This is a genomic window from Noviherbaspirillum malthae, assembly GCF_015352985.1.
Lineage (GTDB): Bacteria > Pseudomonadota > Gammaproteobacteria > Burkholderiales > Burkholderiaceae_D > Noviherbaspirillum > Noviherbaspirillum malthae.
In genome coordinates this window covers 63,630-81,012 of sequence record NZ_JACYXF010000026.1, presented here as the reverse complement: position 1 = coordinate 81,012, position 17,383 = coordinate 63,630, and the positions used below count along the sequence as shown (strand labels likewise).

Annotated in this window: 8 protein-coding genes; all 8 read right to left on the bottom strand. The window is 65.0% G+C overall.

Going from position 1 to position 17,383, the window contains the following annotated elements; translation table 11 throughout:
• Positions 1–132: 132 nt before the first annotated feature.
• A complete protein-coding gene (locus IGW03_RS22590) occupies positions 133–1,410 on the bottom strand; it encodes a phospholipase D-like domain-containing protein (RefSeq protein WP_194724791.1) in 1,278 nt (425 codons plus the stop codon).
• Positions 1,411–1,483: 73 nt separating this feature from the next.
• A complete protein-coding gene (locus IGW03_RS22585; protein ID WP_194724790.1) occupies positions 1,484–2,656 on the bottom strand; it encodes a Do family serine endopeptidase in 1,173 nt (390 codons plus the stop codon).
• A gap of 100 nt (positions 2,657–2,756) precedes the next feature.
• Entirely contained in the window at positions 2,757–5,672 is a 2,916-nt protein-coding gene (gene treY, locus IGW03_RS22580) for a malto-oligosyltrehalose synthase (protein ID WP_194724789.1), read from the bottom strand.
• Positions 5,672–7,783: a 4-alpha-glucanotransferase gene (malQ, locus tag IGW03_RS22575; RefSeq protein ID WP_194724788.1), complete on the bottom strand. Its 2,112-nt coding sequence runs from the start codon at positions 7,781–7,783 to the stop codon at positions 5,672–5,674. Before malQ ends, treY begins: the two co-directional genes overlap by 1 nt.
• On the bottom strand, positions 7,780–9,570 hold the full coding sequence (treZ, locus tag IGW03_RS22570) for a malto-oligosyltrehalose trehalohydrolase (RefSeq protein ID WP_194724787.1): 1,791 nt from the start codon (positions 9,568–9,570) through the stop codon (positions 7,780–7,782). Before treZ ends, malQ begins: the two co-directional genes overlap by 4 nt.
• Complete coding sequence (gene glgX, locus IGW03_RS22565; protein ID WP_194724796.1) at positions 9,557–11,758, bottom strand: glycogen debranching protein GlgX; 2,202 nt, start codon at positions 11,756–11,758, stop codon at positions 9,557–9,559. The genes treZ and glgX overlap by 14 nt, the downstream gene beginning before the upstream one ends.
• A gap of 2 nt (positions 11,759–11,760) precedes the next feature.
• Complete coding sequence (glgB, locus tag IGW03_RS22560; RefSeq protein ID WP_194724786.1) at positions 11,761–14,022, bottom strand: 1,4-alpha-glucan branching protein GlgB; 2,262 nt, start codon at positions 14,020–14,022, stop codon at positions 11,761–11,763.
• Positions 14,015–17,383 (bottom strand): maltose alpha-D-glucosyltransferase, encoded by a 3,369-nt coding sequence (treS, locus tag IGW03_RS22555; RefSeq protein ID WP_194724785.1) that lies wholly within the window; start codon positions 17,381–17,383, stop codon positions 14,015–14,017. Before treS ends, glgB begins: the two co-directional genes overlap by 8 nt.

The following is a 17,383-nucleotide window of genomic DNA, read 5'->3' as shown; positions in this document are numbered from 1 at the left end:
TGCGGCGCTGGACGCTGGTTACGACCTCGATACTTTCCATTTCTACTCCAAGACATAGTCATATGCCTAGGTCTATTCCTAGGCGTTATGAAAAGCACGATGTCCGATTGAAATGGGGGCTGCTCCAGCCTGTCAAAGCACCTCATTGATCATGTAACAGGCATGATCGGTCATTCTGTGCAGCACGCCTCGCCTGCTCCAGTCGTGCAGCGAGATCTCCCTGGCCCGCGCCGCATATTTCTCAAAAATGGCATCCAGCCGGCGCGTGGTCGCCTCGTTCAGCATGCCCAGCATGATTTCATCATTGGTCTCGAACGACCTGTCGTCGAAATTGCTGGAGCCGATTGCGCACCATACGCCGTCGACGGTCATGATCTTCTGGTGCAGCAGCGTATGCGGATATTCGAACAGCCGGACGCCGCAGCGCAGCAGCTTCTCGAAATTGCGATGACCGGCATGCTGCACCATGGGGTTGTCGGTGCCGCCGATGGACGGCATCAGCACGCGCACATCGACACCGCGTGATACGGCCTGGCCGAAGGCATCGATCGCGTCCGGCTCGGGAATGAAGTAAGGGTTCTGGATCCAGATGCGCTTGCGGGCAAGGCAGATCGCGGTATGGTGCAAAATTTTCACTGCCGGCGCCGAGCCCTCCGGCTTGGCGAATGCAGCGTGGACAAGCACGTCGCCCTGCGGCGCAAGCGGCGGAAATACCTTGTCGCCGACGAAGAGTTCGCCGGTTTCGCCGGTCCAGTTTTCGCTGAAGGCGGACTGAACGCTGTGCACGATGGGTCCGCGCAGCCGCACGCTGACATCTCCGGTGTGCTTGCCGTCTTCTGCATTGCCGAGCCAGTCGTCGACGATGCAATGGCCGCCGACGAAGGCTTCGCGGCCATCGATGATCGCCATCTTGCGGTGCGTACGGTCGTTGAGCACGCCGATATTGCGCAAACGAAAGCGATGGAAGAACACCACTTTGCAGCCTGCATCTTCCATCCTGCGCCGGGCAGCATCGCCGAGCTTGCGAGCGCCGGTGCCGTCGAGCAGAACACGGACGCCTCTGCCCTTCGTGGCTTGCTCTGCGAGGGCTGCAGCGAGACGCCCGCCGATTTCGCCTTCCTTCCATAGAAAGGTTTCGAAATGCACCGTATGCCTGGCGGCGCGGATGCTGTCGAGGAGCGCGTCGAAGAAGGCGCCGTTCTCGATCACTTCAACCAAGTTTCCCGGTATGGCGGTGCTGAAGGTCAGCCCGGTCAGCGACGGAATCAGTTCATCGATCGCGGCGTCGCAGTTGATGCGCAGGCCTGGATCACGATGACGGCGGATCGACCAGATAACAAGAAGCAAAACGGACACCATGCCGGCGAATGCGGCGCTCCATGCGAGAGTCGGGGTATCCGGCAGGGTCATTGCGTTGGGGTGAAACTCCGTTATCTGCTGTTGTTCAACGATGTCGGGGCCGCACCTGCCCACCCCGGCTTTTTTACTCGAGCGCTTCCACCGTAAGCTTGACGCTGCCGGTATTGCCCGAGCGCCAGATCTGCGCATTCACCGTGGTGCCGGGACGCGTGCCTCCAATTAACCTCGCAAGGTCCGCGGTGCTCTGGACCGGCTGCTCATTGAGCGCAAGGATGACATCGCCGGGACGGATGCCCGCGCGGTCGGCCGGGCCGCCGCGCTGCACCGCAGCCACCAGCGCACCCTGGGTATCCTTCATGCCCAGGCTCGATGCCAGGTCCATGGTCAGCTCCTGCAGCTGCACGCCGATGCGCCCGCGCGTGACCTTGCCGGACTGGCGCAGCTGTTCGGAAATTCCGATGGCGAGATCGATGGGAATGGCGAAGGAGATACCCATGTAGCCGCCGGTCTGGCTGTAGATCTGGGAATTGATACCGACCACCTCACCTCGGGTGCTGAACAGCGGTCCGCCGGAATTGCCGGGATTGACCGCGACATCGGTCTGGATGAAAGGCACGTAGCTGCCGTTCGGGAGCAGGCGGCCCTTGGCGCTGACGACGCCCACCGTGACGCTGTTGTCGAAGCCGAACGGCGCACCGATCGCGGCCACCCATTCGCCGGCTTCCAGCTTGCCGGGGTCGCCGACCTTCACCATCGGCAGACCCTTGGCGTCGATCTTCAGCAGCGCCACGTCGGTATAGGGATCGGCGCCGACCACCTTGGCCTTGTATTCGCGCTTGTTGGTCAGCTTGACGATGACTTCATCGGTATCGGCAATCACATGCGCATTGGTCAGGACGAAGCCATCTTCGCTGATGATGAAGCCGGAGCCGAGGCTGGCGGCGATCGCTTCGCCGGAATCGGGCTGCTGCTGGCGGCCGAAGCGGCGGAAGAATTCGCGCAGCGGATGGCCTTCCGGCAGATTCGGCACGCCCTGCTGCTGCGCGTGGCGGGTGGCGCTGATGTTGACCACCGTCGGCCCCTGCTGCTTGACGAGGTTGACGAAGTTGGGCAGCTCGACGCCCGAGCCGGTCACGGGAGCGGCTGCGGGTGCCGGTGCCGCCGGTGCGGCGGCTTGCGGTGCCTGGGGGGATTGCGGCGACTGCGGCGCCTCGTCGGTGCCGGAACGCGAGCATGCAGCGAGGCAGACGCACAGGCTGGCGGCAATCAAGAATCGGCTGCTGCGGCGATGGTCCATATCGGTCACTCCATGAGCGGCATTGTTATTAGAGGTGCGCGGGAACTGCGCCGGAAACGGTTCCCGCTTGTACGGTGATGCGCATTGCACGACAGGCATGTCAGGTCGGTCCCGCCCTCTCCTTTTCGGTTTCCGCCGTTGCGTCCTTGCTGTCAGGGGCCAGTTTTGCATCCTGAGCGGCACTGAACGCGGATGCTTCATCAACAGTGCCCTTGAACAACAGCGCCACCGGCAAGTCCTGCAATACCTGGCTGAGCAGCAAGCGGCCTCCTTCTGCAGCTTGCATTTTCCCGCTCAGCAGGTCGTGCATGCCGGCAGACAGTTCCTGCGGCAATCGGACAGCAGTCTCTCGCCATGCATCGGGAGCAATCGCGGGTTGGCGCTCACTGCCGAGCAGACGGCATGGCAGGTGCGTTGCCACCACCAGCAGGGACTTGTCCTGATGGCGGCGCATGAAGGCAATCACATGCCCGGCCATCGGACCTTCAATCTCCAGCGGCAGATAGTCGCCGCGCATGAACAGGTCGGGTTCCTGCGTACGGAAGCGCAGCGTGCGGGCAACAACATGCTGCTTGATAGCACCGCTGCTCCAGGCGTCGGCTCCCGATACCGATTCCCCGGCATCGGTACGTTCCAGCGCCTGGCGGCGCGCGGCATAGTCGACCGGGCGGCGGTTGTCGGGATCAACCAGGCTGAAATCCCAGAAGTCGGTGCCCTGGTAAAGGTCGGGCACGCCGGGCGAAGTCATGCGCAGCACCGTCTGTGCGAGGCTCTTGATCATGCCGGCCGGCGCCACCGTCTGTACCCAAGCCGACAGCTCGGACAGGAAGCGGTTGCCTTCACCCGGCTTGAGGACTGCGTGCAAAAACTTCGTACATGCGGCTTCATAAGCTTCGTTCGGCATCACCCAGTCGCTGACCTGCTTGGCTTCGCGCAGCGCCTTGGTTTGCCAGGCTTCGATGCGCGCAGCGAACTGCTTGAGCCCTTTGGCGTCGTTAGTCTGCAGCCCAACCGGCCAGGCGCCAGCAAGCATCTGGTAAAGCATGAGCTCATCGGCGGGATGCGGTGCGATGCCTGCAGGGCCGGCATCGTCTGCCGGCAGTTCCGTGCGCAGGCCGGCATTGAGCTGCATCCATTCACGGGCGGTGCGGCACCATTCCTCGGGAATTTCGCTGAACGCCGCGATGCGGGTACGCACATCCTCGCCACGCTTGTGGTCATGGGTGGCGGTGGCCAGCATCGAGTAAGGGAAGCGTTCCGCGCGGATGCGGTTGGCTTCATGGAATTCCTGCACCGGGATGAAGAACTGGGCCGGGTCGGAGCCGACTTCGTTGCGCGACAGCAGGCGGCCGTAGCGGTAGAAGGCCGTGTCCTCCACAGACTTTGCCGACAGCGGCGGCGTCAGCTGCTGGAAGCGGGTGATGGCGCGCTGGTGCAGCGCGCGCACGCGAGGATTGGCGGAATCGCGCGGCGCATCGCCGCCCAGCCAGCGGGCGATCACGTCGAGCAGCGCGCCCTCGTTGCGGTCCACGCTCTGGCGCGCTTTTTCCAGCGCGCGGTCGATCACCTGCTGGTCGAGTTCGTCGCGCCCGTTGCTGTCGGCATAGGTGCGGTACACCGGAAAATGCACCAGCAGTTCGGCGAACACGCGCCGGATCGCGCCGAGCGAATAGTCGCGCGTGCGCAGGTCGGTGCGCGCCACCGCATGCAGCGCGCGCGATGCCGCTTCGAATTCGCCGGACAGGTTGCTGGCAAGGAGCTGCCTTCTGGCCTGCCGCACTTCCTCGTCGAAGCTGTGCTGGTGGTCGGTGAGGTGGCACCACAAATCGGTGAGTGCCTGCTTGCCTTCGCCGTCATGCAGCAGTGCGCCGACGCGGTCCATGAAGTCGTAGCCGCTGGTGCCGTCGATTTCCCAGTTGCTGCGCAGCTGCTCGTCGGGAGCGAGAATCTTTTCCACGATGATGTAGGCCGGCGCCGGCGGCAGTTCCGGCGGCCGCTGCGAGGTCAGCGCCTGCAGGCGCCGGCGCAGCTTACGGCAGTAGGCGCCGGGATCGGCCAGGCCGTCCACATGGTCGATGCGCACGCCGTCGATCAGGCCTTCGGTATAGAGCCGGAAGATTTGCGCATGGGTCGCTTCGAAGACATCGTCCTGCTCGACGCGCACGCCGGCCAGGTCGGTCACCTCGAAGAAGCGCCGCCAGTTGATGCCGTCGGCCGCGCAGCGCCACCATGCCAGCCGGTAATGCTGGCGCTCCAGCAGGCCATGCAGCGCCTCGATGCCCTGGGGCGTCGAGGCAGAATAATTGTTGATCGCCACGGCGATGTCGGCGGCGCCTTCGGGCGTGTGCCCGAGCTCACGCAGCAGGCCGAAGCCCATGTCGGCATTCTGCTGGGTGATGTCGCCGTTCTCGTCGCGGCCTTCCTCGAAGGCTGCAATCGCCGGCGCCAGGCGCTCCGACCCGGCCGACTTCAGCAGCTCGGCATAGCCTGCCGCAGCGATCGGAAAGCGGTGCGAGTAATAACTGGCGAAGAACTTGCCGCGCAGCTCGTCGAACTGCAGCTTGAGTTCGCCCGAGCCGAGCACCTCGCCATAGGGCTGGCCGAGGAAGGGCGCCATCACCTTGCCCTGCAGGGTTTCATCGGCGGGGTTCCAGTCGATGTCGAACCAGCGCGCATACGGGCTCTTCTGGCCCCATTCCAGCACATGTTGCCACCACGGGTTCTCCGGACCCACGCCCATGTGGTTGGGCACGATGTCGAGAATGAGGCCCATGCCCGCTTCGCGGATGCGGCGCACCATGCGGCGGAAGCCTTCCTCGCCGCCGAGTTCGGGATTGATGCGGGTGGGGTCGACGATGTCGTAGCCGTGGTTGGAACCGCTGCGCGCAGTCAGGACCGGCGATGCATAGATATGGCTGATGCCAAGCGACGCGTAGTACGGCACCACCTCGGCCGCCTGGTCGAAGGTGAAGTCTTTATGCAGCTGCAAGCGGGCAGTTGCGCGCGGGATGGACATCAATGCTCTCCTCTTGGGGAACGGGAACGGTTGAGTATGGCCAGCCGCGCCGCCACGGCCGGTTCATCGAGAATGGTGTCGACGTTCTGCGGCATGCGGCGGCGCCAGTTGGGATGTTCATGGATGGTGCCGGGCAGGTTGGGCTGCTCCGGCAGGCCGAGGGCATCCTCGATCGGCAGCATGGCCAGCGGCGCCGGCGTCTGGCCGATGAAATCGATCGCCGCCTCCAGCGGTGCGGCTTGCGCGGTGGAATCCGGCAAGCTGCCGCCAGCGCACCCGATCTGGTTGAAGGCCTGCCACATTTCGTGCCGTTCGCGGTCGCGGCTGCGGCGGGCATCGCCTTCGGTCTCGCCGGTGGCCAGCAGGTCCAGGTCTCGCCGCCAGTCGAGGTCGCGGCCTTGCCACCAGCCGGCGATGGTCGGCAGATCATGCGTGGTGGTGGTGGCGATGGCGCTGGCCGGCCATTCGTCGGGCCGGAAGAAGCGGTCCTGGTTGCGCTGGAACAGCAGCACGCGGATCCCGAGCAGGCCGGCATCGGCCAGCAGCTTGTCGAAGCCCTCCGGCACGGTGCCGAGGTCTTCACCGATCACGATGGCCTTGTGGCGCCAGGACTCCAGCGCGATCAGGCGCAGCAGGTCCTGCATCGGATAGGTGAGATAGGCGCCGTGCTCAGGCGTGGCACCGTGCGGCACCAGCCACAGGCGGCCGAGGCCGAGCACATGGTCGATGCGCGCACCGCCCGCATAGGCGAAGGTGGCGCGCAGCATTTCCAGATAAGCAGCAAAACCCTTGGCCTTCATCGCCACCGGCGAGAAGGCGCCGATGCCCCAGCTCTGCCCCTTGGTGTTCATCACGTCGGGCGGTGCGCCTACCGACAGGCCGTTGATGATTTCGGTCTGCCGGCTCCATGCCTGGCTGCCTGCACTGTCTGCGCCGACGGCGAGATCGGTGATCAGGCCGATCGGCATGCCGGCTTCGCGCGCGGCCTTCTGCGCGGAGGCTAATCCCTTGGCCGCCTGCCACTGCAGGAAGGCATGGAAGCCAACCTCGTCCGCATGCTGCCGGGCGAAGCTTTCCACATCCGCGCCGCGCGGATCGCGCAAGCCTTCCGGCCAGCTGCGCCAGTCGCCGTTCTCGCCGGCGGCAATGCGCGCCGCGTGAATGGCTTCGAAACGCGCATGGTCGCGCAACGCATCGCCGCCCTCGCGCAGGAAGGCATCGAACTCCTCGGTATTGCCGACCTGTACATAGCGCTCGTACAGACGCCGCAGCAGCGAAAGTTTTAATGTCGCGGCGCCGGGCCAGTCGACCAGCTCTTCCTGCTCCAGGCGCCCTAGCTGCTGTGCGGCGTCGCCGCCCAGCGAGGCGATTGCGGATACAGCGGCTTCCGCACCCAGCACGGCGTTCGGATCGATATGCAGCGCATTGAGGAACAGGCGGCTCGAAGGCCCGTAGGGACTGAAACGATGCACATCGGCGGAAAACATCGCATGCACCGGGCTGATCGCCAGCGCCGCCGCACCATGCTTCGCCGCCTTGCGCGCCAGCGCCGCGAGCGCACCGAAATCGCCGATGCCGCCGTCGCCATTGCGCCGCAGCGAGTACAGCTGCACGCCCAGGCCCCACAGGCGCGGATCGCGCCGCAGGCCGGGCGACGCAGCCAATGCATCGGCCACGCCGAAGCAGCGCGGCGGCGCAATCGCCAGCGTGGTTTCCTGGTCGCCGGCCAGCAGGCGGTGATAGCCGGGGCGGTCGATGGGCGGCAGCTCGAATCCGGCCGTGGCGTCGCCGCCGAACTGCCCGTTCTGCTCGCCGCCGTCTTCCAGTTCGATGCGATAACTTCTGCCGGCCAGCGAAGCCGCAAGGCCGAGCTTCACAGGCTGTCCGATCACGCCGGTGACGAGCGGCGGCAGCGTGCTGCCGTCATCCAGCTGCCTGAGCTTTTCGCGGCTTGCGGCGCAGTCCTCGGCCGTGCCGCAGGGCAGGTCGAGCGCTTCCAGGATGGCACGCATCGCATCCGGCGCGACTTTCTTGGGCTCGCCGCTGGCGGACACCCAGTCCTGCACCAGGCCAGCGGCCTTGGCCAGTTCAATGATATCGGCGTCGTTCATTCTTCAGGCTCCAGGACCGCGAGTAGGGAATACGCCGGCAACTGCCCCGCCGGCGCGGCGTCTTCCACGCCGTCGGTCTCAAACAGGATGGTGCCGCCCTTGCCGTCGGCCAGCCGCTCGTAGTCGATCTTCACCGGCACATCGTTGAGGTTGACCGCGACCATCAGCACGCGGCCGTCGCCCATCTTCCAGCGGGCCTTGACCGAAGCGGGGCCGAGCACTTCCGCGCCGAGCGCCTTTGCGCCCTGGAGGCGCGGCACGATCTGCTCGCGGCGGATGGTGAGCAGAGCGCTGGTCCAGTCGCGCCATGCGCCGGCCAGTTCGGCATCGGCCAAGGGAATGGAATCGCGAAAAGTCTGTTCCGCATTCGGATCGGGAATCTTCTCCCGCTTGTCGGGGTCGGTGAAGGCGGAGAACTTGGCGAATTCCTGCCGCCGGCCTTCGCGCACCGCATCGGCCAGCTCGGGCGTGAGGTGGCTGGTGAAGAAGAGGAAGGGCTGGGTCGCGCCGAATTCCTCGCCCATGAAGAGCATGGGAATGTTCGGCGACAGCAGCAGCAAGGCGCTGGCCGCGCGCAGCGCATGCAGGTCGGCCAGCGCGGTCAGGCGTTCGCCGAAGGCGCGGTTGCCGATCTGGTCGTGGTTCTGCAGGAAGTTGACGAAGGCGGTCGGCGGCAGGTGGCCGCTGGGCTCGCCGCGCTTTTCGCCGCCGGGATAGATCGAGGCTTCGCCCTGGTAGATGAAACCTTCGGCCAGGCCTCGCGCCAGCTTTTCTTCCGGCTGGCCGACATAGCCGACGTAATAGCCCTCGCGCTCGCCGGTCAGCAGCACATGCAGCGCATGATGCATGTCGTCGTTCCATTGCGCGTTGTACAGCAGGCGCGGCGACTGCTCCAGCAGCTTGGCGGAGTTGTCGTCGTTCTCCAGCACCAGGTGCACATGGCGGTCGGACGGCACGGTGGCACGGATGCGCTCGGCCATGTCGACCAGGAAGTCCTTTTCGCTGATCGCATGCACCGCATCGAAGCGCAGGCCGTCGAAGCGGTATTCCGTCAGCCAGTAGATCGCATTCTCGATGAAATAGTCGCGCACCTGCGGTTTGCGGAAATCGATCGACTGGCCCCAGGGCGTCTTGATGTCGTCGCGGAAAAAGGAGGGCGCATACGCGCCGAGATAATTGCCGTCCGGACCGAAGTGGTTGTACACCACATCGAGAAACACCATGATGCCGTGGCCGTGCGCGGTATCGATGAGCGTCTTGAGCGCTTCCGGCGTGCCGTAGGCCGCATCCGGCGCATACGGCAGCACGCCGTCGTAGCCCCAGTTGCGGGCGCCCGGAAAATCGGCGATCGGCATCAGTTCGATGGCGGTGATGCCGAGGTCGGCCAGCGCCGGCAGCAGCCTGGCCACGCCGGCATAGCCGTCGAAGGCGCCGGGATGCAGTTCGTACAGCACCGTTTCATGCCAGGGCCGGCCCTTCCAGCCGGCATTCTTCCACTCATAGGCGTTCGGATCGCAGACGATGCTGGCATCGTGCACGTCGCCGGCCTGGGCGCGCGATGCCGGGTCGGGCACCGCAAGATCGTCGCTGACGCGGTAGCGGTACTGCGTGCCCGCACCGACCTCGGCCTCGACTTCGAACCAGCCGTCTTCCAGCGCCCGCATGGGCAGGCTGTCTCCATGCTCGATGTCGAGCCTGACCTGCTGCTTGCCCGGCGCCCACAGGCGGAAGCGTGTACGGTTGGGCGCAATGAGTTGTGCTCCAAAGCTCGGATTAAATGTTGACATTGTCGGCTACCAGTAAAACCGCGCTGTGCGCGGAGACGTTGATCATGTTGTTTTCCACGCCGCGATGCGCTTGCCCGCGGGCATGGTGCGTTCCCTTGCCTGCCTTGGTCTCTCTCGTCTCTCCGATCCTCCTGATCTCTTCTCTGCCCTGGTCTTCGGCGGCATCGAGCAGCACCCGCCAGGGCATGACCGGCTTCGGCAGAACGAAGCTGCGGTTCTCCGAGTACGCATTCAGGAGCAGCAGCGAAGCAGAAATCACGCCCGCTTCGGGATGGCCCGCGATACGCCGCAGCGCCAGCAGGCGTCCCTCGAAAAAGTCCCAGCGCTCCTGCGTCATTTCGCTGCCGGTCTCGTCGAACCAGCTGATATCCGGCATGCCATGCAAAATTTTCAACGCGGGAGCGAGAAAGCGCGTGCTGCGCAGCGTCGGCGTGGCAAGGCGGGCCGCGATGCAGCGGCGCGTGAAATCGATCAGGGCACGTCCTTCATCGGTATCGGCAAGACTCCAGTCGAACCAGGACAGCTCATTGTCCTGGCAATAGGGATTGTTGTTGCCGCTCTGGGTGCGGCCGAACTCGTCGCCGCCCAGCAACATCGGCGTGCCGTTGGACAACATCAGCGTCATCAGCATCGCCCGCTTCACCCGCTCGCGCGTGGCGCGGATAGCCGGATCGTCGCTCGGCCCTTCCGCGCCCCAGTTGCGGCTGCGGTTCTCGTCGCTGCCGTCGCGGTTGCCTTCGCCGTTGGCGGCATTGTCCTTGCGGTTGTAGCTGACCAGGTCCTGCAGCGTGAAGCCGTCGTGGGCGGTGATGAAATTGACCGAGGCCCAGGAGCGGCGTCGATGGTGATTGAACAGGTCGGCCGAGCCGAGCAGGCGCGCGGCCACCGCGCCGCGCTTGCCGGCGTCGCCGCGCCAGAAGCTGCGCACGTCGTCGCGAAAGCGATCGTTCCACTCCGCAAATCCCGGCGGATGCGTGCCCACCTGATAGCCGCCGGGTCCGATGTCCCAAGGTTCGGAGATCAGCTTGACGCGCGACAGCACCGGGTCCTGCATCAGCGCATCGAAGAAGCCGGCGCCGGGATCGAAGCCGTAATGTTCGCGCCCGAGTGTCACGCCCAGGTCGAAGCGGAAGCCGTCGACATGGAATTCCTGCACCCAGTAGCGCAGCGAATCCATCACCATCTGGATCACGCGCGGATGCGACATGTTGACGGTGTTGCCGCAGCCGGTATCGTTGATGTGGTGGCGCCGGTTGTTCGGATGCAGCCGGTAGTAGCTGGCGTTGTCGAAGCCGCGGAAGGAGATCGTCGGCCCCAGCTCGCCTTCCTCGCAGGTATGGTTGTAGACCACGTCGAGGATGACTTCGATGCCGGCCGCATGCAGCTGGCGGATCGCCTGCTTCATTTCGTTGGGCGAGCCGTCCGACAGGTAGCGCGGCTCGGGTGCGAAGAACGACAGGGTGTTATAGCCCCAGTAATTGCTCAGGCCGAGATTGACCAGCCGCCTGTCCTGCAGGAAGGCATGCACCGGCAGCAGCTCCACGGCGGTGACGCCGACGCGCTGCAGATGGGCGATGATCCGAGGATCGGCCAGCGCGGCGAAGGTGCCGCGCCGGCGCTGGGGAATGTGCTCGGCGCGCATGGTCATGCCGCGCACATGCGTTTCATAGATGACGGTCTGGTCCCAGGGAATGTTGGGATGCGTGTCGCCGTACCAGTTGAAGCACTCGTCGGTGACCACCGCCTTGGGCATGACGCTGGCACTGTCGCGATGGTCGAACGACAGGTCCGCGCGCGGCGAATGGTAGCGGTAGCCGTAGAGCATGTCGCTCCAGCGCAGCTGGCCATGCACCTGCCGCGCGTAGGGGTCGATCAGCAGCTTGTTGGGATTGAAGCGATGGCCCTGCTCCGGCTGGTACGGCCCGTAGGCGCGGTAGCCGTAGAGCGTGCCGGCATGCACGCCGGTCAGGTACCCATGCCAGACTTCGTTGGTGCACTCGGGCAGCGCGAAACGCGCCACTTCATGCCGGCCCGACGGATCGAACAGGCAGAGCTCGATCTTGGTCGCATGCGCCGAGAACACCGCGAAATTGGTGCCGTAGCCGTCATAAGCGGCGCCCAGCGGATAGGCGGAGCCGGCCTCCATCCTTGGCAGCGAAGTCAGGGAATGCGGAATGCCGATCGCCATGCTCAACCGAGAGGCTGCACGGGCTTGAGCATCAGCACCGACATCGGCGGCAGCTTGAGCACCAGCGATTGCGGCAAGCCGTGCCTGCCCTCGTTGTCGCTGCGGACTTCGCCGTTGCTCATGCCGGTGCCGCCGTAGACCTGGTAATCGGTATTGAGGATCTCGCGCCAGGTCACCGGTCCCGTCGATCCGCCTGGCACGCCGATGCGGTAGTTCTCGCGCGACACCGGGGTCATGTTCAGCACCACCAGCAGCGGCGGATCGCCTTCGCCGCCCTTGCGCAGAAAGGCAAACACGCTGTTGGCGCTGTCGTCGCCGATCACCCAGGCAAAGCCTTCGTGGCTGACGTCCTTGCGGTGCAGCGAGGGCTCGCCCGCATACAGGCGGTTCAAGTCGCGCACCAGCCGCTGTATGCCGCGGTGGCCGGGCACGTCGAGCAGGTTCCAGTCGAGGGAGCTGTCATGGTTCCATTCGGTATGCTGCGCGATCTCGCAGCCCATGAACAGCAGTTTCTTGCCGGGATGGGTCCACATGAAGCCGAGATAGGCGCGCAGGTTGGCCAGCTTCTGGTGCACGTCGCCGCCCGGCATCTTGTTGAGCAGCGAGCCCTTGCCATGTACGACTTCGTCATGCGAGATCGGCAGCACGAAGCGCTCGGAGAACGCATAGATCAGGCCGAAGGTCATGTCGTGGTGATGGTGCTGGCGGTAAATCGGGTCGTAGCTCATGTAGCGCAGCGTGTCATGCATCCAGCCCATGTTCCACTTGTGGGTGAAGCCGAGGCCGCCTTCCGAGACCGGCGCGGACACGCCGGGCCAGGCGGTGGATTCCTCGGCAATCACCATTGCACCGGGGCAGCGCTCCGCCACGGTCTGGTTCAGATTGCGAAGGAAATCCACCGCTTCCAGGTTTTCGCGTCCGCCGTACTTGTTAGGTATCCATTCGCCGGCCTTGCGGCTGTAATCGCGGTAGAGCATGGAAGCCACTGCATCGACGCGCAGGCCGTCGACGTGGAAATGCTCCAGCCATTCCAGCGCGCTGGCGATCAGGAAGCCGCAGACCTCGTTGCGGCCGAGGTTGTAGATCAGGGTGTTCCAGTCCTGATGGTAACCCTCGCGCGGATCCTGGTGCTCGTAGAGCGCGGTGCCGTCGAAGCGCACCATGCCGTGCGCATCCGACGGGAAGTGCGCCGGCACCCAGTCAAGGATGACGCCGATGCCGGCCGCATGACAGCGGTCGACGAAGGAAGCGAAGCCGGCCGGCGTGCCGAAGCGGGCCGACGGCGCGAACATGCCGAGCGGCTGGTAGCCCCAGGAGCCGCCGAAGGGATGCTCCATGATGGGCAAAAATTCCACATGGGTGAAGCCCATGCCGGCGACATAGGGAATCAGGCGGTCGCCCAGTTCATGCCAGTTGAGACTGCGGCCGTCTTCTTCCAGGATCCGCAGCCAGGAGCCGGCATGCACCTCGTACACCGATAGCGGAGCGTCGAGCGCATGGCGCTGGCGGCGCGATGCCATCCAGCCATCATCCGTCCATTTGAAGGGCACGTCGGAAGCGACCACCGATACCGTCGAGGGCGGCGCCTCGGTGGCGCGCGCGACCGGGTCGGCCTTCAGCGGCAATACATTGCCGTCGGCGCCGACGATTTCATACTGGTAGCGCGTGCCGCTGCCGACGCGAGGAACGAAGAGTTCCCAGACGCCCGCCTCGACGCGGTTGCGCATCGGATGGCGGCGGCCGTCCCACTGGTTGAAGCCGCCCACCACCGACACGCGGCGCGCATTCGGCGCCCACACCGCGAAACGGGTGCCGGCGATGCCGTCCACCGTCATCGGATTGGCGCCGAGGCAGCGGCCGAGTTCGAGATGGCGACCTTCGGCCAGCAGGTGGATGTCGAGGTCGCCCAGCAGCAGGCCGAAGCGGTAGGGATCTTCGGTGTACTGCACCAAGTCGCCGTTCGGCGTCGGCCAGGTAATGCGCAGCAGGTAATCCTGATTCTGCCCGAGCGTGCCGCCGCTGACGAACAGGCCGGTCTGGTTGACGTTGTAGAGCGATTCGATCAGCCGCCCGCCGGCGTCGTTGCCCGGAATGCGCTCCACCAGGTCCACGGCGCGCGCGCCGGGTTGGAAGGTGCGCACAATCGTGCGGTCGCCGGCGCGGTGCCTGCCGAGAAAGGAAAACGGATCGGACAGCCTGCCATGCAGCACGGCATCCAGGGTTTTCGGATCGATATCCATCATGTCTTCGGTACGCTCAGCCATGCGACTGTTCTCCTTCTGCCCCGCTCAGCAATTCATCGACAATCTTGGCCATGCCGTTGACCGGGACTGATACCCAGGTCGGACGGTTGGCCGCTTCATAGCAGACTTCATAAGCCGCCTTCTCCAGCACGAACAGCTGCAGCAGGCCACGCTCGGCTTCCTCCGATGCCTTGAACGCGCCGGCGTAGGCGGCCTCGCGGTAAGCCTTCAGGAAGGCTTCCTGGCTGTCCGGCGCATAGTCGCGGATGATTTGCTGCTTGCGCACCTCCTCGGCTTCGCCGAGGTCGGTCGGGCCGCTGCGCCCGGCGAAGGCGGCGGCGTAGTCGAAGGAACGGATCAGGCCGGCGACGTCGCGCATCGGGCTCATCTTCTCTCGCCGCATGTGCAGCGGCTTGGCGGGCTCGCCTTCGAAATCGACGATATACACATCGCCCTGCGCCACCAGCACCTGGCCGAGATGGAAATCACCGTGGATGCGGGTGCGCAGCGTACCGATGCCGGCGGCCGCGAGCGCATCGAGCTTTTGCAGCAGCGCATCGCGCTGGCTGACCAGCCGTTCGACCCGGCGGCCCTCGGCCTCGCTGCTCCATTGCGACTGCCCGCGCAAGACTTCGAACGCAGCATCAAGCTGCCGGCGCGCGCCTTCGGCCCAGGCCCTGGCATCGTCTTCCGTAGCCGCCTCCGGCGCAAAGTCGGGGTTGTCGGTCGGCGTTGCCAGGGCGGCATGCATTTCACCGAGGCGGCGGCCGAGATTGATGGCCAGGCTGACCAGCTCTTCCTGCGGATGGGCGATCTCGGTGCTGATGTCGGAAGCCGCGCCCTCCGGCACTGTCGCCTGCTGCATGGCGCGCGCGAGCGTATCGAGCGTCCACTGCCAGGCATCGCCCTGGTTGTCGATGAACTGCTGCAGGATGATCATCGTATAAGGCGTGCCGTCAGCCGCGCTGCGCGTCACCTCGCCCAGCATCGCCGGCATGTTGGCGAAGCCGAGCATGGTCAGGTAGCGGCCCATCTCGGCCTCGGGATGAATGCCCGGCGCGATATGACGGATCACCTTGAGCACGATCTTGTCCTCGATGATCAGCGAGCTGTTGGACTGCTCGGCGGACAGGCGGCGGATGGCCGGTTCGGCGCTGGTCTCCGTCGTCTGCAGCGCGTCGGTCGCAATGAAGCGCACTTCGCCGTCATCGGAAGCAATGACGGTGTTCTCGCGCATCAGCTCGACGATCACATAGGCGAAGGAATCGAGCACGAAGGCATCGGTCAGCAGGCCGACATGGCGGCCGCGCCGTATTCTCGCCAGCGCCAGCTGCTGCGGCAGCGCGGTGACGATGTCTTCCTCGCGGATGAAACCGAAGGGCAGCAGGTAGCGCTCGGTGCCGCTGGCGGTGGTGGTCTCCAGTTCGGCCAGCATGGTCGGCATCACGTTGGGGCGCGACTGCGCCGCAGGCAGGCGCGTTGCCAGCGCGATGCGTACCGACTGCAGCGCTTCCTGCTTGGCCGCATACCAGCGGCGCTTCGGCAGATAAGCCGGCAGGATGTCTCTTTCCAGCGTGCCGCGGCGCGGCTGCTCCAAGAGTTCGGTGATGGCCTGGCGCAGCACCAGGGTCTGCAGCTCGGGCAGCGGTTCCGGCGCGGGCGTATGCCAGGATGGCATCCGGGTTTCGGCGGCCAGCAGGAACCAGTAGAAGCCGTAGGGCGGCAGCGTCAGCAGGTAGGATAGCTGCCCGATCGGCGGAAAGGCCGAGCCGCCGATCATTTCCAGCGGCACGCGGCCCGCATAGGCCGACAGATCCAGCTCCACCGCCTGCGCCGAGCGCGACACGTTGGCCACGCAGAGGATGGTCTCGGTATTGTCGCCTGTGCCGTGCTCGCGCAGGTAGGCGAGGATGCGGCGGTTGTTCGGATACAGCATGGTCAGCGAGCCGCGGCTGAACGCGCAATGCTGCTTGCGCACCGCCAGCATGCGCCGCATCCAGTTGAGCATGGAATACGGATCGGCGGACTGCGCCTCCACGTTCACCGCCTGGAAGCCGTACAGCGGGTCCATGATGGGCGGCAGCACCAGCCTTGCCGGATCGGCGCGCGAGAAACCGCCGTTGCGGTCCGAGGTCCACTGCATCGGGGTGCGCACGCCGTCGCGGTCGCCGAGATGGATGTTGTCGCCCATGCCGATCTCGTCGCCGTAATAGATGATCGGCGTGCCGGGCATCGACAGCAGGAAGCTGTTCAGGAGTTCGGCGCGTCGCCTGTCGCGCTCCAGCAGCGGCGACAGGCGACGGCGGATGCCGAGGTTGATGCGGGCCCGCTTTTCCGACGCATAGTAGTTCCAGAGGTAGTCGCGCTCCTTGTCGGTCACCATTTCCAGCGTCAGCTCGTCATGGTTGCGCAGGAAGATGGCCCACTGGCAGTCGGGCGGAATCTCGGGTGTCTGGCGCAGGATGTCGGAAATCGGGAAACGGTCTTCCTGCGCCAGCGCCATGTACATGCGAGGCATCAGCGGGAAGTGGAAGGCCATGTGGCATTCGTCGTTGTCGCCGAAATACTGCTGCACGTCTTCCGGCCACATGTTGGCTTCGGCCAGCAGCATGCGCCCCGGATAGTCGCGGTCGACCGCGGCGCGGATCTGCTTGAGAATGTCATGCGTTTCGGGCAGGTTTTCGTTGCTGGTGCCCTCGCGCTCGATCAGGTAGGGCACCGCATCCAGGCGCAGGCCGTCGACCCCGAGGTCGAGCCAGAACTCCATCACGCTCAGCACCGCCTTGAGCACCTGCGGATTGTCGAAGTTCAGATCCGGCTGGTGCGAATAGAAGCGGTGCCAGAAGAACGCATTGGCCACCGGGTCCCAGGTCCAGTTGGACTTTTCGGTATCGCAGAAGATGATGCGCGTGCCGTCATAGGCTGTGTCGGTATCCGACCACACATAGAAGTTGCGCTGCGCGGAACCGGGCTTGGCCTTGCGCGCCCGCTGGAACCAGGGATGCTGGTCGGACGTGTGGTTGACCACCAGTTCGGTGATCACGCGCAGGCCGCGCCGGTGGGCCTCGGAAATGAAGCGCCGGGCATCGGCCATGCTGCCGTAGTCGGGATGCACGCCCTTGTACTCGGCGATGTCGTAGCCGTCGTCGCGGCGCGGCGACGGGTAGAACGGCAGCAGCCAGACGGTATTGACGCCGAGGTCGGCAATGTAATCGAGTTTGTCGATCAGGCCGGCGAAGTCCCCGATGCCGTCGTTGTTGGAATCGAAGAAGGACTTCACATGCAGCTGATAGATGATGGCATCCTTGTACCAGTGCGGATCGTCGCTGAAGTTGTGGCCCGGCTGCGGACTTGTTTTTCTCGGTATGCTGCGGCGATCCAT

Coding starts and splice junctions, on each gene's coding strand:
- treZ (WP_194724787.1), bottom strand. CDS start 9,570: ATGTCAACATTTAATCCGAGCTTTGGAGCACAACTCATTGCGCCCAAC.
- treY (WP_194724789.1), bottom strand. CDS start 5,672: ATGTCCATCCCGCGCGCAACTGCCCGCTTGCAGCTGCATAAAGACTTC.
- treS (WP_194724785.1), bottom strand. CDS start 17,383: ATGGATCGCCGCAGCATACCGAGAAAAACAAGTCCGCAGCCGGGCCAC.
- IGW03_RS22590 (WP_194724791.1), bottom strand. CDS start 1,410: ATGACCCTGCCGGATACCCCGACTCTCGCATGGAGCGCCGCATTCGCC.
- glgX (WP_194724796.1), bottom strand. CDS start 11,758: ATGGCGATCGGCATTCCGCATTCCCTGACTTCGCTGCCAAGGATGGAG.
- malQ (WP_194724788.1), bottom strand. CDS start 7,783: ATGAACGACGCCGATATCATTGAACTGGCCAAGGCCGCTGGCCTGGTG.
- IGW03_RS22585 (WP_194724790.1), bottom strand. CDS start 2,656: ATGGACCATCGCCGCAGCAGCCGATTCTTGATTGCCGCCAGCCTGTGC.
- glgB (WP_194724786.1), bottom strand. CDS start 14,022: ATGGCTGAGCGTACCGAAGACATGATGGATATCGATCCGAAAACCCTG.